Annotated in this window: 15 protein-coding genes; 3 read left to right on the top strand and 12 right to left on the bottom strand. The window is 72.6% G+C overall.

Features of this window, described 5'->3' with window-relative positions; translation table 11 throughout:
- Positions 1 to 246: 246 nt before the first annotated feature.
- Positions 247 to 2445 (bottom strand): PIG-L family deacetylase, encoded by a 2199-nt coding sequence (locus tag NMN56_RS22585; RefSeq protein WP_283742502.1) that lies wholly within the window; start codon positions 2443 to 2445, stop codon positions 247 to 249.
- Between the two features lie 186 nt (positions 2446 to 2631).
- On the bottom strand, positions 2632 to 3417 hold the full coding sequence (locus tag NMN56_RS22580) for a hypothetical protein (RefSeq protein WP_274040893.1): 786 nt from the start codon (positions 3415 to 3417) through the stop codon (positions 2632 to 2634).
- 411 nt (positions 3418 to 3828) lie between these two features.
- Between NMN56_RS22580 and NMN56_RS22575 the strand changes: the two genes are divergently transcribed.
- Together NMN56_RS22575 and NMN56_RS22570 are read left to right on the top strand one after the other, a co-directional pair.
- Positions 3829 to 5340: a sensor histidine kinase gene (locus tag NMN56_RS22575; protein WP_274040894.1), complete on the top strand. Its 1512-nt coding sequence runs from the start codon at positions 3829 to 3831 to the stop codon at positions 5338 to 5340.
- Positions 5337 to 6017: a response regulator gene (locus tag NMN56_RS22570; RefSeq protein ID WP_274040895.1), complete on the top strand. Its 681-nt coding sequence runs from the start codon at positions 5337 to 5339 to the stop codon at positions 6015 to 6017. The genes NMN56_RS22575 and NMN56_RS22570 overlap by 4 nt, the downstream gene beginning before the upstream one ends.
- A gap of 12 nt (positions 6018 to 6029) precedes the next feature.
- Here NMN56_RS22570 and NMN56_RS22565 read toward each other — a convergent pair whose 3' ends face one another.
- The 9 genes from NMN56_RS22565 to NMN56_RS22525 form a co-directional block, all read right to left on the bottom strand.
- Positions 6030 to 7931, bottom strand: a complete 1902-nt coding sequence (locus tag NMN56_RS22565) for a SpoIIE family protein phosphatase (protein ID WP_274040896.1) — start codon at positions 7929 to 7931, stop codon at positions 6030 to 6032.
- 266 nt (positions 7932 to 8197) lie between these two features.
- Positions 8198 to 10750 carry a SpoIIE family protein phosphatase gene (locus NMN56_RS22560; RefSeq protein ID WP_274040897.1) on the bottom strand — a complete coding sequence of 851 codons (2553 nt, stop codon included), beginning with the start codon at positions 10748 to 10750 and terminating at the stop codon, positions 8198 to 8200.
- 209 nt (positions 10751 to 10959) lie between these two features.
- Positions 10960 to 11163 (bottom strand): SPOR domain-containing protein, encoded by a 204-nt coding sequence (locus NMN56_RS22555; protein ID WP_274040898.1) that lies wholly within the window; start codon positions 11161 to 11163, stop codon positions 10960 to 10962.
- 180 nt (positions 11164 to 11343) lie between these two features.
- Positions 11344 to 12096 carry a GntR family transcriptional regulator gene (locus NMN56_RS22550; protein WP_274040899.1) on the bottom strand — a complete coding sequence of 251 codons (753 nt, stop codon included), beginning with the start codon at positions 12094 to 12096 and terminating at the stop codon, positions 11344 to 11346.
- Positions 12097 to 12507: 411 nt separating this feature from the next.
- Positions 12508 to 13167, bottom strand: a complete 660-nt coding sequence (locus tag NMN56_RS22545) for an ArsR/SmtB family transcription factor (protein WP_274040900.1) — start codon at positions 13165 to 13167, stop codon at positions 12508 to 12510.
- A 36-nt stretch (positions 13168 to 13203) separates the two neighbouring features.
- Positions 13204 to 14574 carry an MFS transporter gene (locus NMN56_RS22540; RefSeq protein WP_274040901.1) on the bottom strand — a complete coding sequence of 457 codons (1371 nt, stop codon included), beginning with the start codon at positions 14572 to 14574 and terminating at the stop codon, positions 13204 to 13206.
- A gap of 157 nt (positions 14575 to 14731) precedes the next feature.
- Positions 14732 to 16735, bottom strand: a complete 2004-nt coding sequence (locus tag NMN56_RS22535) for an ABC-three component system protein (protein ID WP_274040902.1) — start codon at positions 16733 to 16735, stop codon at positions 14732 to 14734.
- Positions 16725 to 16994 (bottom strand): ABC-three component system middle component 6, encoded by a 270-nt coding sequence (locus tag NMN56_RS22530; RefSeq protein WP_274040903.1) that lies wholly within the window; start codon positions 16992 to 16994, stop codon positions 16725 to 16727. The genes NMN56_RS22535 and NMN56_RS22530 overlap by 11 nt, the downstream gene beginning before the upstream one ends.
- Positions 16991 to 17956 carry a hypothetical protein gene (locus NMN56_RS22525; protein WP_274040904.1) on the bottom strand — a complete coding sequence of 322 codons (966 nt, stop codon included), beginning with the start codon at positions 17954 to 17956 and terminating at the stop codon, positions 16991 to 16993. The genes NMN56_RS22530 and NMN56_RS22525 overlap by 4 nt, the downstream gene beginning before the upstream one ends.
- Positions 17957 to 18432: 476 nt before the next feature.
- On the opposite strand from NMN56_RS22525, the gene NMN56_RS22520 reads away from it, so the two are divergent.
- On the top strand, positions 18433 to 19488 hold the full coding sequence (locus NMN56_RS22520; RefSeq protein WP_274040905.1) for a PucR family transcriptional regulator: 1056 nt from the start codon (positions 18433 to 18435) through the stop codon (positions 19486 to 19488).
- 72 nt (positions 19489 to 19560) lie between these two features.
- Here the strand turns inward: NMN56_RS22520 and NMN56_RS22515 are convergent, their stop codons facing one another.
- The gene (locus NMN56_RS22515) at positions 19561 to 20007 is read right to left on the bottom strand and encodes an ATP-binding protein (protein WP_274040906.1); all 447 of its coding nucleotides are present in this window, start codon (positions 20005 to 20007) and stop codon (positions 19561 to 19563) included.
- Positions 20008 to 20191 lie beyond the last annotated feature (184 nt).

Below are 20191 nucleotides of genomic sequence, written 5' to 3'. Positions count from 1 at the left end.
CTCCTCTAGCGGGGGGCTGTTGGGGGGCAGCGCCCCCCGACGCCCGGCCGGCGAGGCCAACGGGGGCCAGGGGGCGAAGCCCCCATATCGAACGGGAAGGGGCTTCAAACCACAGGAACCACAACAGGGGGCACGGGGCGCAGCCCCATAAGGAACAGACGGGGCCACGAGGGCAAGGTCACCACATAGGTGCAGGCGGCACGCCCACGCGGGGCGCCAGGCGTAGGCGGCACGCGTGGGACACGTCTACGCGGGGCGCCAGCCGCCGGCGCGCCCGCTTCCTACCGGCGCCCAATACAACCGCCCATCGAGCCCCGTAACAGCGACAACCCCTCCCCCGGAGGGAACCGCGGAGGTGGACGGCGTCCCGGCGAACAGGAACCCCGTACTGCTCCACCGAGGCCGCGCAGGCGCACCGGGTGCGCCGGACGCACCGGCGTCCCCGGGCGTACCCCGTACGACGGTCGTCGCGAGGTCGCCCCGCCCGGTACGGGCGGCGAGCAGCGTGTCGCCGCCCGAGAGCCGGCTGACTCCGATGGGCCCGTACCCGCCGGGCCCACCAAGATCGGTCACCTTCACCGGCGCAATCACGGAGGCACCGGTGCCGGTGCCGGGAACGGTGCCGGCACCGGCGCCGATCCCCCGTACAAGGTCCGCCCCGCGCAACCGCGCGGTACTCACACTCCCCGTGCGAGGCGCACGGAAATAGAGACGAACCCCGTCCCCGTCCTCCTGAAGCCGCACCGGCCCAGTGGTGGGCGGCAACCCCGTGGTGACCGGCCCCGAAAGATCGCCACCAGGAGTCTTCTGAAACCAGGCGAGAACGTTCTTGGGAGTGCTGGCGACCACGTACAGACGCCCCTCCGCATCCGTACCGACGGCAGGATCGCCGTGCACGGCGCGTCCGCCGAGCCTCAGCCAGGGCAACCACGCACCACCGGGCTGCTGCACACGCGCACTGAGTGAGTGGTTGCTGTTGCGAACGACGACCGTGAGCGCTCCGTCGGGGGCGACGGAAACAGCGGGTGCGCTGATGTCCGAGAGGCCCACGGCGTCGGCGGGCTCGGGGGTGCCGAGGGTCTGCCAGGGACCGAACGAGCCGGTGCGCCCGCCCTGTTGGACCGTGAAGCCGACTTCCCTGCTGTAGCCCGCGGGCTCGGGGCCGATGAGAGTGCGGGTGCCGAAGACCGCCGTACCGCCGTCGGCCAGGCGCACGGGGCTGAGCCCCGGGTCGATACCGGTCCCGGGAAGCAGTTCGGGCGCCCCCCAGCCCCCCGCGCCGCCCGCGCCACCCGCCCGTCTCTCCCGTACGGCTATGCGCCCGTCGAGCACGGAGAAGGCCCGCAGCGAGTCGCCTGACCCCGCGCTCAGCCAGCCGGTGCTGTCGCCGCTGGTGTGCCGTATGCCGTGGGACCAGCCCTGGTGCTGCTGGCGGGGCACCATCTTGAGGTCGCCGCAGCCCGCCTCGTGCGGGCAGGAGGTGCGGTTCCTGTCGGACCAGGCGTAGGTGTCCAGGGCGCGCAGCTTGTCCTCGGCTGCCTTGCCGCCGAGGACATGGGGCAGCCCCCCGTTGAAGTAACCGAGGTAGCTCTCGACGGTGAAGTGCGGGCGCTTCTTGTCCCGTTCGTACCGCGCCAGTGCCTCCTGCGCGAAGCGCGCTCCGGAGAAATGGTCCTGGTGGTCGGCGTACTTCTTGTTCCTGTCGAGGCGGCCGGGGGTGGGGTCCTGGATACGTATGTGTGTCGGCCGGAACGTGCGCAGGTACCCGGTGAGCGTCCGCACCAGCTGCTCGCGGGTGTACGTGGAAGCGCGGGGTACCGGCCCGCTCGATGTGAGCTGGGTGTCCAGGGTGCTGACCTGCCCCGACCACAGGCCGTGCAGGCTGTGGGGACGATGGGCGGTGATGCTGCCCGCCTCGCGCAGGAGCGTCCAGACGAGGCGTATGTGCGGATGGCCGCTGAGGGTGTCGAGTTCGGCCCTGCCGCCGCCCGCCGTGCGCAGGACGGTGCGTTTCCAGCGTGTCCCGCGGTCGCCGGTGACCATCTCGGCGTAGGCGGCACGTATACCGTTCTGCCGCGCCTCCGCGTAGGTCGCCCTGTCACCAGGGGAGTGGGCGGGCCTGTGCTTGCGGGGCGCGTTGACGCCGTCGGACTCTCCCGAGGTGAGGAAGACCGTGGTGAGGGGGCGCCCCGAGCGCAGCGCCTGGCCGACCTCGGGATTGATGAAGTACAGGTCGTCGTCGGGGTGGGCGACGATCTGGAGGACGGACTCCGAGGTGTGCACGGTACGCCCGGAAGCGGACGCCCAGGCTCCGGTGGGCGCCGGTGGACCGAGCGCCGGAGCGCGTTGGCCACCCTTCTTCCCCACGTCCGAAGCGGCGCCCTCTCCCCCGCAGGAGGTGACCCCGGCCACCGTGACGGCACAAAGCAGGGCCGCGGTCAGCACACGACTGCGGGACGGGCTCACACGGCTGCTGAACAGGCGCGCGGTACTGCGGTCTTTCGGCGGCATTTACGGCGTACTTTCTGCATGCATGATCTTTCCGCATGCATGATCCTCGATCGCCGTACTCAGCCGACGGGCAGCCCCCTCTTGGCACCCAGCGTCACGCCCCGGCAGGGCGCGACGCGCTCACAGCTCCCGGTGCCGGAAGGCCAGCCAGCCGGCGACGAGGGCCAGCGCCGTCCAGGCGGCGACCACGCCGATCCCGCCGTACGGGCCCAGCGCCGCGTCCGCTTCGGAGCCCACCTTCAGCGCCTGGACGCCCGCCTTGTCCGGCAGGAAGCGCGTCACCTTCTCGCCGCCGGGGATGGCGCCCACCGCGGGCGAGACGACGAACAGGAAGACGTACAGCACCCCGAGCGCGACGGCGGCCGAGCGCAGCAGGGTGGCGAGGCCCACCGCGAAGAGCGTGATGAGGGTGAGATGGACGGTGCCGAGCACCATGCCGCGTACGACCCCTTCCTCGCCGAAGGACTCACCGACGGGTACGCCGTAGGGGCCCAGGCCCGCCTGGTCGGCCAGGAAAGCCGCCACCGTCGCCAGCGCGGCGACCGGCAGCACGACCAGGGCGCAGACGGCGGCCTTCGTCACGTAGAACAGCCCGCGCCGGGGCACGGCGGCGAGCGAGGCACGGACGGTACCGCCGCGGAACTCGCCCGCCACGACGAGGACTCCGAAGGCGACGAGCCCGAGCTGGAGGTACCAGACGAGGTCGAAGCCCGCGTCGACCGGATGGAAGCCGGGTGCCACCCGCCCGCTGTCGTTCTCCAGCGCGTTGCGCATGGAGGTGCCGGAGACCGCGGCGGCCACCACCCCCAATACGGCGGTGAGACCGAGCGCGGCGGCGGTCGAGCGGACGGTGCTCACCTTGGTCCACTCGGCGTGCGCGGCGGCCAGCGCGGCGTTACCTGCCATCGCGGGCGGTTCCTTCCAGTCGGGTTCAGGTCGCAATTCAGATCACGGTTCAGGTCGCGGGTCGGATCCAGGCCCCGGGTCGGATCCAGGTCCCGGGTCGGGTTCAGGTCCCGGGTCGGGTTCAGGTGGCGACGCACCGGCGCTGCGGCGGAACGGGCGACGCGACGACAGGGCGGCGGAGCAACGGGACGGGGAAGCGACGGAACGGTGAACCGGTCGTACGGGGGCCGCCCGGTTCACCGCCGCCTCCGAGCCTCTCCCGGTACGGCACCCGCGCGCATCGGCCCCGGCGCCGAATCCGCGCTCGGCCCCCGGTCACATGCGCGGCGGGGACGCGCCGCGCGTACCGCACCACGGTCTGACGGTCCTGAGGAGGAGGCGCCGGGCGGCGTACGGGGTTAGCGTGCCGGTATGTCCGGCGCAGAGGCGGGGCGCCGGAGCGGGGCGCCCGAACACCCGTTGTGGCGGCGGCTCGTCGTGGGGGACTGCGTCGCCGCTCCGCTGTTCACCGCGTTCTTCGTGGTCCTGTCGGTGGCCCAGCACGGCGGCTGGCCAGGGCCCGGCGGGCTGGCGCTACTGGCCGCGATGGGGCTGCCGCTCGCGGTCCGCCGCCTGTGGCCCGGCCCTGTGGCGCTCGCCGTGACGCTGGCCTCGGGCACGGCCGCCGCGCTGGGCGTGGTGTCCGAACCGCTGCTCGCGGTGGCGTTCGCGCTCTACTCCGCTGCCGTGAGCGCCCGTTGGTCCAGCAGGGCCGCCACCCGTACCGTCGCCGCCGTCTGCGGCGCCGCGCTGCTGACGATGGTCGTCGCGGGCCCGCCCGAGGGCTTCGAGGACGGCGTGCCCGCGTGGCTGACCGGCGCGATCGTCGCGGCGCTGGCCTGGGCCTCGGGCCAGGCCGTACGGCAGCGTCGCGCCTACGCGGCGCGCGCGGCACAGCAGTTGGCAACCGTCGCCGTGGCGCAGGAAAGGCTGCGCATCGCCCGCGAACTGCACGACGTGGTCGCACACCACGTCGGCGTGATCGCGGTGAAGGCGAGCGTGGCCCACCATGTGGCGGCCACCCGGCCCGAGGAGGCCGTCGAGGCACTGCGGGTGATCGACTCGGAGAGCCATACGGCGCTGCGCGAGATGCGCGACATGCTGGGCCTGCTCAGGGCCGGGGCACACGCGGGAACGAGCGCGGGCGAGCACGCAGCGAACGCCAAAAACCCCGAAAACGCCGAAGACGCGGACGGCGCGGCGGACACGGCCGCGGGCGGCAGCGAGGGCGAGGGCGAAGGGACGCGCCACCCCGGCAGGCGACTGTCCGAACCCGCCGACGTGTCCGAGCTGGTGGAACGTGCCAGAGGCGCGGGCGTGGCGCTCACGCTGGACACCGACGGGCTGCGCGGCCTGCCCGACGGGCTGTCCCGCTCGGCGTACCGGGTGGTGCAGGAGGCGCTGACCAACGTCATGAAGCACGCGGCGCCCTGCGACTGCCGCGTCACCCTGCTGACCGGCGGCGGCACCCTGCGGATCGACGTGTCGGACGACGGGCGCGCGACGCGCGCCCGCGCGCCGGGAAGCGGGCACCCGACGGTAGGCAGCCGCTCCCGTACGGCGGGGAACGGACACGGCGTCATCGGCATGCGGGAGCGGGTCGAACTGTACGGCGGCGAACTGTCGGTGGGCCCCCGCCCCAACGGCGGCTTCGCGGTACGCGCCCGTATCCCCCTGCCGGCCGCCCCCCACCCACCACCTGCACCCGACCCGCCACCCGCACCGGGCACGGGCCGAACGCCCGCACCGGACCCCACGGCCGCACCCGACTCCGGTTCCGTACCGGACTCCGGACCCGCACCGGGCCCGCACAGCGCACCGCACACCACCGGCACCCGCACCGGCACCGGCACCGCGACAGAAGGGGCAGCGCGCGCGACATGAGTGAACCGACCGATGCCGTACGGGTGTTGATCGCCGACGACCAGGCGCTGCTGCGCGAGAGCTTCGGGGTGCTGGTGGACGCCGAGCCGGGGCTGAAGGTGGTGGGTACGGCCGAGGACGGTGAGGCGGCCGTACGGCTCGCGCTCAGCGAGCGCCCCGACGTGATCCTGATGGATGTGCGGATGCCGCGCCTGGACGGCATCGAGGCGACCCGCGCGATCCGCAGGAACCCCGCGACCGAGGGCGTACGGGTGCTGGTCCTGACCATGTTCGACCTGGACTCGTATGTGTTCGCCGCACTGCGCTCCGGCGCGAGCGGCTTCCTGCTCAAGGACGTGGCACCGGCCGAACTGGTGCGCGCGATCCGTACGGTCGCCGCGGGCGAGAGCCTGCTCGCACCGAGCGTGACCCGCCGCCTGATCGCCGAGTTCTGCCGCCAGCCCCGCCACGTGCCGCCGGCGCCCGAGGGCCTGGACGTGCTCACCGCACGGGAGTACGACGTGCTGGTGCTGGTGACCAGGGGCCTGTCGAACTCCGAGATCGCGCTCGAACTGCGGGTGTCCATGGGCACGGTGAAGACCCACGTCGGCAGGCTGCTGGACAAGCTCGGCGCCCGTGACCGCGTCCAGCTCGTCATCACGGGCTACCAGCACGGTCTGGCCGGCACGGCGGAGTGAGGAAGCGGCGCCTCAGAAGAGGCTGAGCAGCGCCTCCGTCGGGTCCTTGGCGGGCACGCCCTCCCGGGGGCGTGCGAGCTGGAACCAGACGGCCTTGCCCGAGGGGGTGCGCCTGCTGCCCCACCCGGTGCTGAGCAGGTCGACCAGCTGGAGCCCGCGCCCGCCCTCGTCGGTGTCGTGTGCGCGCCGCCTGCGCGGCTGTACGGGACCCGCGTCCCACACCTCGCACACCAGCGTCCTGTCGAGCAGCAGCCGCAGCCGGATGTCGCCCTCGCCGTAGCGCAGCGCGTTGGTGACCAGTTCGCTGACGAGCAGTTCGGCGGTGTCGCCGAGCGCGTCGAGCTGCCATTCGGCGAGCTGATCACGGGCCAGCTCGCGGGCGCGTGCGACCGAGCGGGGCTCGGGCGGCAGCGACCAGTCGCCGACGTGCGACGGGTCGAGGCCGTCGACGCGGGCGACGAGCAGCGCGATGTCGTCCTCGCCGTGGTGCACGTTGAGGGTGCGCAGTACGCGGTCGGCGGTGTCCTCCAGCGGTTCCGAGGCGTCGGTGAGCACCGCGCGGAACGCGTCCAGGCCCTCGTCCAGCGGGTGGTCACGGGACTCGACGAGGCCGTCGGTGTAGAGCGCGAGCATCGCACCGTCGGGCAGCTCGACCTCGATCTCCTCGAAGGGTTCGCCGCCGACGCCGAGCGGCACGCCCTTGGGCACCTCCAGCAGCAGCGCGGGCTCCGAGGGCTCGACGAGGATGGGCGGCAGGTGTCCCGCGTTGGCGAACGTGCACCGCCGGGAGACCGGGTCGTAGACGGCGTAGATGCAGGTGGCGAGGTAGATCTCGGACAGGTCGGTGTCGCTGCCGCGCTGCGAGCGCTGGGAGTGCGGCGTACCCCCGAGGCCGCGGGCGATCTCGTCGAGCGCGCCGAGGACTTCGGCGGGCTCCATGTCGGTGAGCGCCAGGGTGCGTACGGCGGTGCGCAGCTCGCCCATGGCGACGGCCGAGCGCAGCCCCCGGCCCATCACGTCACCGACGACGATCGCGGTGCGGTGCCCCGGCAGCTCGATGACGTCGAACCAGTCGCCGCCCACCTCGGACGCCGGGTTGCCCGGGAGGTAGCGGCAGGCGATGTCGAGGCCGGCCGCCTCGGGGTCGCCGGGCGGCAGCAGGCTGCGCTGGAGGATGAGGGCCCGCTCGTGCTCCCTGCGGTAGAGGCGGGCGTTGTCGATGCAGACGGCGGCGCGCGCCGCCAGCTCGGCGGCGAGGGCTCCGTCGCGTTCGCCGAAGGGTTCGCTGCCCTTCGCGCGCGAGAACTGCGCGAGGCCCAGCACTCTGTCTCTGGCCACCATGGGGACGGCGAGGGTGGACTGGACGACGGCCCCGAACTGTGCGGGGATGCCACCGTCCTGGCTCTGGACGTTCTGGACGCGGCCGGTTCGCAGCGCCGTCGCGTACGGGGAGTGATCGGCGTAACAGTGTGTGGAGCCCACCTCGGCGGGCTGGGCGGCCAGCGCGGGGTCTGTGTCCTTGGCCGACTTGGCCGACTCGGCCGACGTCTCCTCGTCACCGAGGCCGTATCCGTAAGGCGCGTCGGAGACGGCGCTGGCGAAGGCCACTCTGCGCACCTCACCGCGCGGCGGCCCCACCGGTCCGCGGCGGCGCCGTCGGGGCAGTCCGCCCTCCTGCTCGTCCTCGGTGTAAACGGGGCCTACGGGGCGGGGCTCGTCGCCCGCGAGCACGCTCTCGTAGAGGTCGACGGACGCGAGGTCGCAGAACTGCGGCACGGCCACGTCCAGCAGCTCACGTGCCGTCGTCTCCAGATCCAGTGAGTTCCCGATCCGGGCGCCCGCGGCGTTCAGCAGGGCAAGCGCACGACGTACGTCATCCTGCTTGCCCGCCGCCTCCACTGGGATGTCGCTCAACGCCGCCCCTTCCACTGCCGGTACTCGCCTCCGGTCCGAGCAGTGTCGCAGCCCGGAGCATCATCCGGAGCCTGCTCTTCCCGATCGCCGCAAGTCATCTTGCCGCCGGAGACAACATGTGCACGCCTCCGTCGTCCACGGAGGTCACCCTTTCTCTCCTAACCAGCGAACGCGGTGTCGAACCTCAGGCGACCGCTCTCACCTCAGGGCCGTTCGTGTGCCCGTTCAGCGCCGCCCCACGCCACCGCGTCCCTTCTTATGTCTGCTCAGGGCAACGGCAGTTCGAACCACACGGTCTTGCCCGAGGGTCCATGGCGTGTTCCCCAGCGCCTGGCCTCGCTCGCAACGAGCTGAATCCCGCGGCCTCCCTCGTGCTCCTCGGTGACCGTACGCTCACGCGGCGCCTCGGGCAGCGGGTCGGACACCTCCACCACGAGGCTGCCCTCGCGGGAGCCGCCCTCGCGCCCGTTGTCGCGCACCATGCGGACGCCGACGGGCCCGTGCGCGTACCGCAGCGCGTTGGTGACCAGCTCGCTCACCAGCAGCACGCCGGTGTCCTCCAGCGCGCCGAGCCCCCACGCGTGCAGCGTCCGCCGGACGGCCTCACGGGCACGGCGCACGGCGTAGCCGCCGGTGCTGAAGGTCCAGGAGACCGCGCTGCCCTCGGGCAGCCCGCCGAGCCGCGCCATCAGCAGCGCCACGTCGTCGCTCGTACTGAGCAGATGCTGTGTCCCGGTGTCGTCGGGGCGCTCCAGCGAGCCGATGAGCGCGTCGCAGGCGTCCCCGAGGCCACCGCATGCGGTCTCCGACGCCTGCCCCGCCGCGCTGCCGGCCGCCGTGCCGGTGAGCATGTCGCACACGCGGTCGATGCCCTCGCTGATGTCGGCGTCCCTGCTCTCCACGAGCCCGTCGGTGTAGAGGACGAGCACACTGCCCTCCTCGACCTCGGTCTCGACGGTCTTGAAGGGCGCCTCTCCACCGGCACCGCCGTCGGTGACACCGGTGACACCCAGCGGCGTACCAGGAGGCAGCTCGACGGTCCGCGCGTGGCACGCTCCCGTGGCGTCGTGCGTGACGAGCACCGGCGGCACGTGCCCCGCACTCGCCATACGGAGCAGCCCGCAGCGCTCTCCCGCGGCGGAGGGCGCCGGCTCGTAGACGGCGTAGAGGCAGGTGGCCATGAGCGGGTCGTCGGGGCGCTGGGCGAGATCGTCACCCAGGTCGCTGACGCGGCTGAGGAGTTCGTCGGGCGGCAGGTCGAGCCCCGCGAGCGTCCGTACGGCGGTGCGCAGCCGCCCCATGGTGACGGCCGAGTGCAGCCCGTGCCCCATCACGTCACCGACGACGAACGCGACGCGCCCGCCGGGCAGCGGGATGACGTCGAACCAGTCGCCGCCCACCTCCGTACCGCTGCTTCCCGGCACATAGCGATAGGCGAGGGCCACGCCCGGCGGTTCGGGGATGTGCTGGGGCAGCAGGCTGCGCTGGAGCATGAGGGCGCCCTGCCGCTCGCGCGCGTAGAGGCGTGCGTTGTCCAGCGAGGTGCCCGCGCGGTCGGCGAGTTCCATGCCCAGCGCGAGGTCGTCACGGTCGAACGGTTCGCGCTCGCCCGCCCTGCTGACGAGGAGCAGCCCGAGCACGATGCCACGCGCCCGCAGCGGAAGGCCCATCAGCGAGTGGACGCCGAGAGCCAGCGTGGCGTCCACCTTGGGGTCGCCGCCGCGCGTGGCCCGCAGGATCTCCTCACGGGTGACGGCGAGCTGGGGCTCACCCGTGGCCAGGGCGCGGCCGACGAAGGAGTCGTGCTCGTAGTGGGTGTCGGCGGCGAGCCGCAGCAGCCGGTCGACGGACTCCCCCGAATGCCGTGCGGCGACGCCCAGTTGATGCACGGGGGTGCCGATGGTGATCACGGAGCTGGGCAGGTCACCACCGGTGACGACCTCCCCGCGCAGCAGCACCCCCGAGTAGTCGGCGAAGCGCGGAACGAGCGAGGAGGCCAGGGCCTGGGAGATGGCGCGTACGTCGAGAAGATCGCCGAGCGCGACACCGACGTCGTCCAGCAGCGCGAGCCGGCCACGCGCCGCCTCGACCTTGTTGAGCGCCTCAAGGCGTTCGCTGATGTCCATGATCGTGCAGCTGACGCCGAGGACTTCGCCGTTGCGGTCGGTGAGCCTGCTGTACGAGACCGAACGGGCGCCCTGTCCGTCGGGGGCCGTCATCACCATGTCGACGACGCTGCGGCCGGTCTCCAGCACGGCTGACTGGACCTTGAGCACCTCCTCGGCCATCTCCGGCGGCAGCACGTCCCTGACGGTCTTGCCGATGAGGTTCTTGTCGGTGGCGCTGTTGAGCCTGGCGAGGGCCGGGTTGAAGCGGACGAACCGCTTCTCCTTGTCGAAGAGGGCGATACCCAGCGGGGAGTACGCGAACAGCGCGTCCAGAGCGGCCAGATCGTGCTCGATGGCGCGGATCCTGCTGGTCTCCATGATGTTGGCGAGCACGAAGGGCCGCTCTCCCGAGTCCCGCAGCAGGGAGGCGCGGCCCTCGACCTCGACGAGGTGGCCTTCGCCGTGCCGGATGTGCATGATGCCCCGCCAGCGGTGCTCACGGCGCAGGCACTCGCGGATACGGTCGCCCTCGTCGTCGCCGTCGATCAGTTCCTCGATCCGGGTGCCGACGGTGTCCTCGGCCGACCGGCCCAGGATCGTCTCGGTCATCGGGCTCCACAGGAGCACGATTCCCTCGCCGTCCAGCATGACGATCCCGACGCGGAGCGTGTCGAGGAGCGAGGTGGCCTCCCCGCCGGGTTCGGTGCTCACGCGGACCACGCCCCTGATCGGATAGCGGCCTTGACGGGAGTTTCCGGTCAAGTACGGCTAATTATCCATATACCCGATACGCCGCGCGATCAGATGCCCGCACAGCGGCACCACCAGGGGACGGCGCGGACGGGGCCGCAGAGCCGGCCGGGAGGAGGCAGGAACCGGGCACGAAGCGGGCGGGAAGCGAACAGGGAACACTGCCCCGCTCAGCGCACCCGGTCGAGATGCTCCACGAGATAGCCGTCGGCCCCGTGTCCCGCTCCGGCGCCTTCCCTCCCCAGGCGCTCCGCGAGAAGCTGGGCCTCGGCGCGGGTGGCGTAGCTGCCGACGCGATAGCGGTTGCCCTGTCCGTCCTGGCGTATGACCAGCCAGGGAAGCACCGCGTTGCTGTCGCCGCTCACACTTCGCATATGCCTGAGCTTACGCCCGGCCTTCACGCAACGCATTCGGCTTTGCACAATGGGCCAACTTTTTCGCCCACGTGTTCGCCCACCACACCCCGGTCACGGGCCGGGCCTCAGCGGCCCCTCCCGCCGGCCCTCCGGCGCCGGATCCGTACCGCCCGGCGCCGGACATCCTGAAGGGCCGTCTCACTTCACCGGCAGGTGGTACGCGATCCGGAACTTGTCGGCGACCGCGACCACGTCAGCCGTCTCCACGGCACGCTTGCCGGCGAAGTACGTCCGCGAGATCACCATCACCGCGTGGCCAGGTACGCCGCCCAGCGCCGCGGTCTCCTCGGCCCTGCCGGGACGGGAGCCGACCTCCTCGGTGACGTTGTCCACCACCAGGTCGATCGCCGCCATCCGCTCCACCACGCCCCGGCCGCCCAGCGGCCCCTCCTCGGGCAGCATCACCGGCGTACGGCCCGTGACCGACAGCGGCTCCCAGGAGGTCGACAGCATCGCGGGGTCGCTCTCCATGCGGAACAGATAGCGCGTGCGCATCACCCGCTCCCCCGGCTCGATGCCCAGCCGCTCGGCGATGGCGGGCGAGGCGTCCTCCTGCTCGCTCCGCGACTCCCACGTCCCCTTGACCCGCTCGTCGGACTGCTCCTGGCGGAAGGGCGTGCACTCACCGATCGACCTGTACCCCGTACGCGAGATACGGCGGGGCGCCGGTACCTCGCGCACATAGGTGCCAGAGCCGGAGCGCCCCTCGACCAGGCCCTCCGCCATCAGCACCTTGCGCGCCTCCAGCGCGACCGTGTCGGAGACGCCGTACTCCTCGCGGATACGGGCCTGCGATGGGAGGCGGGCGTGGGGTGGCAGGGATCCGTCGGAGATCTTCTTCCGCAGGTCCCCCGCCACTCGCAGATATGCGGGCTGCTCACCGAATGGCACGTGTGCTCTCCCCGTTCAGGCACTCGGTCCCGGCACGTGAACGTTCCGGCACGCTCGACAGGTTGACAGTCAGCAACAGCTTGGCAACACACGGTTGTTGGCCGCAACAAACGGCCAAAGTTTCACCCGATGTGATGAGTTGCTGCTCAGGGGGCGCACAAGTGTCACCTCAGGCGCACATCCGCACCTGAGGAAACGGTTCCGCCGTCGGGCGTCCCCCCGCCTGTAGCCGTGAGACTGCGTGCGGACCGAGTACGTCGGGGCGAGCGCCGGGGCGGCGGCTCCGGCGCCTCGCCGTACGGACGCCGGCGCCTGCCACGCCCCGTCTCCAGCGGAGCTGCGTACCGAGGTGCGCGGCTTCTGCTCGTCCGTACACCGCGGGGCGGACGGAAGGCTCATGTGCCGTGCGCCTCAAGGGCTTTCGGCACCCTTGCCGCCTTTGCTGCCCTTGCCGCCCCCGGCATCTTCCGTGCCCGCCGTATCTTCCGTGCCCGCCGTGCCTGCCGCGTGCCCGGTGCCTTCGGGCTGCGGGCGCATCGCGAAGAGCATCAGGGTCGCGCTGACCCGTACGGCGCCCTCCGTGCCGGGTGCGAGGGCGTGGGTGTGGAGTTCCTCGCCCAGTTCCGCCGCGCGCTCCCGGACGCGGGTCCACACCTCGGGTGCGAGCCAGACCTCGGCGTCCGTCATGTGGCCAGGAACGGAGGTGTCCCGCTGGGCCGTTCGCCGGCGCAGTTCGTCGCCGAGCGCCACGGCGAGTGCCGCGTACTCGCCCGCCGCCGCCTCGGCGCTGCGGGGTTCGATCCGTTCGCCGCTGCCGGGATCGTGGCGGTACCGCTTGGCCGTGCCGCCCCGGACGGCGACCTCGCCAGCCGCCTCGACCAGTCCTGCGGCGTGCAGCCTGCGCAGGTGGTAGCTGACGTTGGCCTGTGACTGGCCCAGGACCCGCGCCGCCTCGGCCGCGCTGTACGCGCCGCCCGTCAGCAGCGAGAGCAGCCGCAGCCGCAGCGGATGCGCGAGGACGCGCAGGTCGGCGACGTCGGAGGACGGGTGGGGCTGCGGGGAACCTGGCATCCGGCCAGTGTGCCCCAGCGCCCCGGGCGAGCGGCCCTACGCCCGCCCGGGTACGTCGGGCACCTCCGGAGGCGCGGACCTCACCGGCACCTCGGCGGGCTCATGTGCCGGGCCGCCACCTGACCCGCCGCTCGTCGTCGTCAGCCCGCGTACCTGCCGGCTGCACAGCGCGGCCAGGGTGACGGCGGCGACGAGCGCGACGCCCGACAGCAGCGTCGTACGCGTCCCGAACCGTTCGGCCAGGGGGCCGGCCGCCATTTCGCCGAGCGGCAGCGCCAGGGTCGAGCCGAGTGCGTCGTACGAATAGATACGGGCGAGCTTCTCCTGCGGGATGTTCTCCTGGAGCGACAGGTCCCAGGCGACGCCGAACTGTTCGATGGCGAGACCGTTCACGAACATCGCCACCAGCAGCAGCGCCACGTCGGCCGACTCCGCGAGCGCGAACAGGGGCAGCGCGTCCAGCGCGACGACGGCGACACCGAGGCGCAGCGCGTGCCGCGTCCGCGAGCGCGCGACCAGCAGGCCGCCCACCAGCGCGCCGGCCATCTGTGTGGCCAGCACGAAGCCCCAGGCCGTACGCCCGAACGTGCTGTCGGCGACGGTCGGGCCGAGCACCTGGATGCCTCCGGCGGCTACGGCGTTGACGACGAAGAACTGGAGCACCACCACCCACACCCAGGTGCGGGAGACGAACTCCTTCCAGCCCTCGCGGAGTTCCTGCCACGGGCGTGCGCGTTCGGCGGGCGCCGCGGCCCGCGCGCCCAGGCTGCGGCCGGCGAGACGGTAGGCGAAGGCGGCGCCGAGGAAGGCGAGGCCGTTGGCGACCATGCCCCAGCCGGGTCCCGCGACGGCGGCGAGCAGACCGCCCGTCGACGTACCGGCGATCATGCCGGTGTTGACGCCCATACGGGCCAGCGCGTTGGCCGGGCGGAGTTCCGCTCGCGGCACCGTGAGTGGAAGGAGCGCGGCCGAGGCGGGGATGGAGACGGCGGCGGCAGCGCCCTGCACGACGCTCAGCATCAGCAGCACACCCAGCGGACCGCCGCCGGCGAGCACGCCGACACCGACGCCGGTCTGCACCAGGGCGGCGGCCAGCGCGGCGCCCTGGAGCACGAGCGCGCGGGGCATCCGGTCAGCGAGGAGCCCGCCGAACAGCAGCAGCACGACGTTGCTGACCGATCGGGCCCCGACCACGATCCCCACATCGACGGCGGAGCCGCCCAGGTCGAGCACGGCGAAGGCGAGCACGACGGGTGCCATGGAGTTGCCGAAGAACGTCAGCGCCCGGCCGAGCGCGAGGCGGCGGAAGGGTTTTCGCTGCGCTGTGCGGCGCAGCGGGGTGCTGCGCCGCGCGGCGCGGTCGGGGTTGCCGTTCTTACCGGGGTTGCCGGGTTCGCTGGCTGTCACGCCGTGAGTGTGCGGTACGGTGGCGCGACCGTCAAACGGTTCTTTGGGGGTGACTTGCCGGATGCGGGGTGCCCCTGGCTGTACGTCCCGGACTGCCGGTCAGACGTGGCTTGTCGCGCCGTTCCCCGCGCCCCTTTGGGGCTTCTGTGCGGCTTCGTTAGGGGGTGGGCCAGTGGGCGGTGATGTGCGGGGCGGGGTTGTAGCCCGTGCTCCGTACCGTTTCCAGGTCGCTTGTGTGGAGGACTGCGACGTACTGGATGCCCTCGCTCTCGCACACCCTGGCCGCGAGGTCCAGGGCCGCCGCTAGGTGGGGCGGTTCCAGGGCGGTGAGGAGGGAGGGGGCGTGGACGAGGAAGCCGGGGCCCCGGGCGTGGCGGTGGGAGAGGGTCGCGAGGGTGAGGTCGAGGCAGAGGGTGGCCAGGGCCGACTGGGCCGACTGCGCCGGAGGGGTCGCTGACGGGGGCGCTGGGGCCGACAGATGGGTGGTCACTCTCAGGTCCGACGGGCCCGTCTCGACGGTGAGGTGCGCCTCGGTCTCCGGGCCGCACAGGGCCTGGGCGTACGTGGTGAACAGCCGTGTCGCCTCGGCCAGTTCGGCGGCGCGCTCGTCCAGGTCGGCCGCCGCTGTCTCCAGGAGACGGGCGCGTTCGGCGCGGAGGCGGCGGGGGCTGCTCTCCAGGGCCCGCGCGGCCTCGTAACGGTGGCGCAGGGTCGCCACCAGTGCCTCGCGCTCCGCGAGCGCGCGCCGCACGGCGGTCAGCGCCTCCAGTGCGCCCGACTGCTCCAACTCCCTCAGTACTGCGCCCAGTTCCTGCGCGACCCGGGCCCGCTCCTCGTCCCGCTGCGCGATCCGCGCGCGTACCTCGTCCAGCTCCGCCTGGAGGTGGTGGCGGCGATTGCGTACGAGGGAGCGGTGGAAGGCCCGTACGTCCTCGAAGCTGCGCCGCACCTGCTCACCGAGCACGAGCCCGGCCTGCTCATAGACGGCGAACAGGCGTTCCTCGGCAACGGGTTCCTCCCCGGGGCCGTCCGTCCGCTCCTCCGGTTCGCTCAGCGCCCGTTCGATGTCGTGCGCGGCGCGGCGGTCGTACACGTCCTCGTCGGGAAGTGTGCGCAGGCGCCGGTTCAGCTCGTCGGCCCGCTCGCTCAGCTCCTTGAACGCGGGTCCCACCTGGAACGCGGCGACCTGCTCCCTGAGCCGTCCCGCCTCCTCCTCGGCCCGCCCGATCCGCCCCTTCAGCTCCGCCGCTTCCCCCAACAGCCGCCCCAGCACCGGGTCTTCGACGGCCTTACGCGCCTGCTTGCCCGTCTGCTCACGGAGTGCCAGCGCGTGCAGCTCGCCGGCCAGCGACGTGTCCAGACCGAGCAGGTGGGCCAGGTGCGCCGTGGCGTCGGACGGGGACTGCTGGGCCGACGCACGCCCCGGCTCGGGGAGCGCCTTGGGCTGCTCACGCCGCACCACGTACGAGAGCAGCGTGCGGCCGGAGAGCCCCAGCCCCGCCGCGTTTACGGGCAGGCGGAACAGGCCCCGTTCGATGCGCGCGTTCCACTCCTCCGGGCTCAGGACCGCCTCGGTCCCTACCGAGAAGAGGGCGCCGGCGCCCTCCGGCTCCCGGCCGTCGCGGGCCGGGTCCGGGTCGACGTAGACGCGTCCCGCATCCCCGCCGGACCTGCGTACCGAGACCGGGGCCGGGGGCGGGGGCGAGACCCGGGTCGGGGTCGGGGTCGGGGTCGGGGCTGATTCTGGGGTCTCGGCAGGGGGCGGGCCCGGGGGCGGCCAGTCCAACTCCAGCCGGAACGTGGCCTCGTGCAGCGCCTCGTAACGGGGCACGGCGCGGGGTCCGCCGCTCGCACCGAGGAGGAAGTGGAGCAGCTCCGGGAGGCCGGGCCCGTCGCCGGGTCCGTCGCCAGGCCCGCCGGCCTCAGCACCGGCCGCCCGCGCCTCGACCTGCGTCTCCGTTCCCGTTTCCGTTCCCGATCCCGACCCCGACCCCGACCCCGATCCCGATCCCGATCCCGTTCGCGCCCGCGTCCCCGTTCCCGTTCCCGTTTCAGTCCCGGCCTCCGTCTCCGTCTCCGTCCCGACGATGACGAGGTTCAGTCCGGCCTTGAAGTGGAGGCAGGGGAAGCCCGGAAGGTCGGAGGTGAGGCTACGCAGCATCGCCGTCCTCCTCCTCCGCGCGTACCGCGACGAGCAGTCCGCGCCTCAAGTCGACGAGACCGAGCGCGTACAGCAGGTCCAGGGTCAGCGTGAACCACTCGAAGGAGACCCGCGTCCGGGCGCCACGCGCGGCCTCCCGCTCCCTGAAGAGCGCCCACACGCGGGTGACGGAGCGGGGTTCGTCGAGGAGGGGCAGGACGCGTGCGCCCACGGCAAGCAGCGCCCTGTCCGGCGCGACCCCCTTGGTCGGGGTGATCACCGCGCCCTCCTCGGCCGGGGCACGGCCGACCGGGGCACCCACCCGTCGGGGGGCGGGTCGAACAGATCGCACCGTTCGAAGAAGTGCGTGATCACCACACCGCCGAGCCCCACCAGTTCGGGCGTCGCCTCGGGGCCGCCGCCACCCAGCACATGTTCCTCCAGTCCGAGCCACAGGTCCTCGGGGTCCTGGGCCGTCTCCCTCAACTCCCTGAAACGGTGCCGGAACCCCTCGGCGACCGCGTCGTGCTCGCCCGCGTCGGACGATCCGGCGAAGTACGCGTCCACCAGGTGCGTGGAACGCATCGCCACCATCATCGTGTCCCGCAGCTCGCCCGGAAACGCGTGGTACGCCAGCTTGTGCGGGCTCACCTCGCGGGCCCGCGCGGCATCCGGTGCCCGTGCCCCCGCGGGTACCGGCGCAGCGGGCCGCCGGGCCAGGCCCGCCAACAGCGGTTCCAGCTCGGCCGCCCCGGTCCCGCGCCGCGCGTCCCACGGTGCGGGTACCGCCTGTTCGAGCAGTTCCTCAACGGCTTCCTGATCCAGCTCCCTGAACCGCCGTACGATCCACGCCGCGTCGCGGTGCTGAAGCTCCAGCGGCTGGATCTCCTCGCCCGCGGCCTCCAGTTCGGCGGCGAACTCGGGGTACGCACCGCGCGCGTCGTTGTGCACGAAGGCGAACGCGTCGATCTCCTCGCCCCCCTGCGTACGCGCCCCGCGCAACGCGCCGCGCAGACTGCTACGTGCCTGCCCCTGATCCGGCACGGCGGGTGCGTGAAAGGCGTACAACGTCCCGTCGTACAGCGACAGCCCGCCCGCGCTTCCCTGCGTACGCACCGGCGAGTAGCCGGGTCGCAGCCTCTCCATCAGCCGGTGGAAGAAGTCCTCGAACCGTTCCCCGTACATCTCCCGAAGCTCCCGCTTCAGCACGAGCTGCGCCCAGACCCGCTGCGTGAACTCCATGATCCCCCACCGGAAACAACCTGCCCGCATCGTCGGCCACACCCGGAACACCCGTCAATGGCCCTGGTCACCCGGCCCCTGCCCGGCCCCGGGCCCACGCCACGCGTACGGGTGACAGCCCCGGAACGCGCCTGGCGCCGGCTGCCCGGCCTCCGACGATGCTGCGGCAAGCCCGTCGGCGAGGAGGAGAGGCGAGAAGGAGAGGGGACAGGCCGGGCGCACACCTGTCGGCCGTCGGCACACCTCTGCCGGTACCCAGCACACACCTGCCCACCTCCGGCACACGTCTGCCGACCCCCGGCACACATCCCCCGACGACCGGCGCACGTACCTGCGCTCTGTGCTCCCTCCCCCGACAGCCCCCGGTCGGTTGGTTCGGGCGCGCGTTGCCGGGCCCCGGCAGAGTTCATTAGGGTCTCCGTGCCGGGCGGGGCGCAAAGAATGCGTCAGGGACGCGTGAGAAATCGGGGGCACCCATGGCAGAGAGCGGGACACCGGCCGCATACTTGCGCGGCTACACGCAGCTGCTGACCGAGGTCTCCGCGACCGGTCGCCGCCTGACCAGGGACGAGCTGGACTTCCGGCGTTCCCTCGGTGAGCAGGCAGCCGACGCGGGGCACGGCCTGCGCGGCCTCGTCAGCGCGCACCTCGCCGCTGCCCAGGAAGCGCTGCCCGGTATACGCAGCTTCGACAGTGCCCTCGCGACCATGCACCAGGTCATCGACGCCGTCGCCGAGGGCTACGAACGCGCGCAGCGCCAGGCCGTACGCCAGGAAGAGGCCGCGCGCCGCGAGTTCATCGACGACCTGCTCTACGGCCGCAGCGACCTGGGCCATCTCGCGGAACGCGCCGAACGGTTCGGCCTGCGCCTCTCCCACGCCCACGCGGTCGCCGTGGCGCGGGGAGCAGCCGCCTACGACGAGGGCGACCCCGTGGCCCGCGCGGTGGAGCAGGCTCTCATCAGCCGCTTCGGCAACCGCAGCATCCTGCTCACCACCAAGGACGGCCGCCTCCTGTGCGTGGCCCCGGGCGATCAGGACGAGGTCCTCACCTACTTCGCCAAGCACGCCTACGCCGCGACCGACGGCGGCCAGGTCGCCATCGGCCGTGCCCAGGCGGGCCCTGGCGGCGTCGTCCAGTCGTACGAGGAAGCCCTCAGCGTCCTCGACCTGGCCGCGCGCATGGAACTGGACGCACCCGTACTGCACGCCGCCGACCTTCTCGTCTACCCCGTTCTCACCCGCGACCGCCAGGCCATGGCCGACCTCGTCCGCCACGCCCTCGGCCCCCTCACCACCGCCAGAGGCGGCCCCCAGCCCTTTCTCGACACCCTCACCACCTATTTCGACGCGGGCTGCGTTGCCGCCGAAGCCGCCCGCCAACTCTCCCTCAGCGTCCGTGCCCTCACCTACCGCCTGGCCCGCATCCACCACCTCACCGGCGCCAACCCCGCCGACCCCACCCACCGCTACATGCTCCAGACCGCCGTCATCGGGGCACGGTTGCTGGGGTGGCCCGACCGGGAGTTGTGAGGACCACCCCACCGGCCGACCGCACCCACGCACGCTCTCCCTCCGCCCCCCCCTGGCGCTCGGTCAGCCAGGTCAGCCCGGCCCCAGCTCCGCCCAGACCGTCTTGGTGACAGCGTCGTTGTGCGTGCTCCCCCAACGAGCCGCGAGCGCGTCCACGAGCAACAGCCCGTGTCCGGACGTGAGATCGACCGACGGCGTCAGCGGGCCGGACGGGAGAGGACGGTCGGCGCAGGCGTCGGTCACCTCGATCCGGACGCCCGCGCCAGGCCCCGCCGACACCCGCAACCGGAAGTCGCGCCCCGTTCCACCGCAGTGGCGCACGGCATTGGTGGCCAGCTCTGCCGTGACCAGCCCGGCCGACTCGGAGAGCCCACTGCCGTACGGCACGCCCCACTCAGCGAGATGCTGCACCGTGAAGAGCCGCGCGAGTCGGGCACCGCGCCGGGTCGAACTGAGCTGCACGGCGAAGGAGTTCGTCACCGGGCCGACGGGTACCGCGCGGGGGGATTTCGTTTCCATGCGACCGACCCTCCCGGCGCATAGGCCCCCTGACCAGCACATACGCCCGTGCCGCCCGTCTGTGTACGGCCCTGTGCGAGCCCGTACGGGTCAGGTACGAGTCCGTACGGGTCAGTACGAGTCCGTACGGGCAACCGCGGAGGGTGGCGCGCACTGGCGCTTCACGAACGTTCCCCGATTCCCC

It is taken from the genome of Streptomyces iconiensis (assembly GCF_028657195.3).
GTDB lineage: Bacteria > Actinomycetota > Actinomycetes > Streptomycetales > Streptomycetaceae > Streptomyces > Streptomyces iconiensis.
This window is presented reverse-complemented; position numbering and strand designations above follow the sequence as displayed.

Bases quoted from the DNA above. Each gene is read 5' to 3' on its own strand.
- NMN56_RS22580 (WP_274040893.1), bottom strand. From the start codon at position 3,417: ATGGCAGGTAACGCCGCGCTGGCCGCCGCGCACGCCGAGTGGACCAAG.
- NMN56_RS22575 (WP_274040894.1), top strand. From the start codon at position 3,829: ATGTCCGGCGCAGAGGCGGGGCGCCGGAGCGGGGCGCCCGAACACCCG.
- NMN56_RS22570 (WP_274040895.1), top strand. From the start codon at position 5,337: ATGAGTGAACCGACCGATGCCGTACGGGTGTTGATCGCCGACGACCAG.
- NMN56_RS22555 (WP_274040898.1), bottom strand. From the start codon at position 11,163: ATGCGAAGTGTGAGCGGCGACAGCAACGCGGTGCTTCCCTGGCTGGTC.
- NMN56_RS22545 (WP_274040900.1), bottom strand. From the start codon at position 13,167: ATGCCAGGTTCCCCGCAGCCCCACCCGTCCTCCGACGTCGCCGACCTG.
- NMN56_RS22535 (WP_274040902.1), bottom strand. From the start codon at position 16,735: ATGCTGCGTAGCCTCACCTCCGACCTTCCGGGCTTCCCCTGCCTCCAC.
- NMN56_RS22525 (WP_274040904.1), bottom strand. From the start codon at position 17,956: ATGGAGTTCACGCAGCGGGTCTGGGCGCAGCTCGTGCTGAAGCGGGAG.
- NMN56_RS22520 (WP_274040905.1), top strand. From the start codon at position 18,433: ATGGCAGAGAGCGGGACACCGGCCGCATACTTGCGCGGCTACACGCAG.
- NMN56_RS22515 (WP_274040906.1), bottom strand. From the start codon at position 20,007: ATGGAAACGAAATCCCCCCGCGCGGTACCCGTCGGCCCGGTGACGAAC.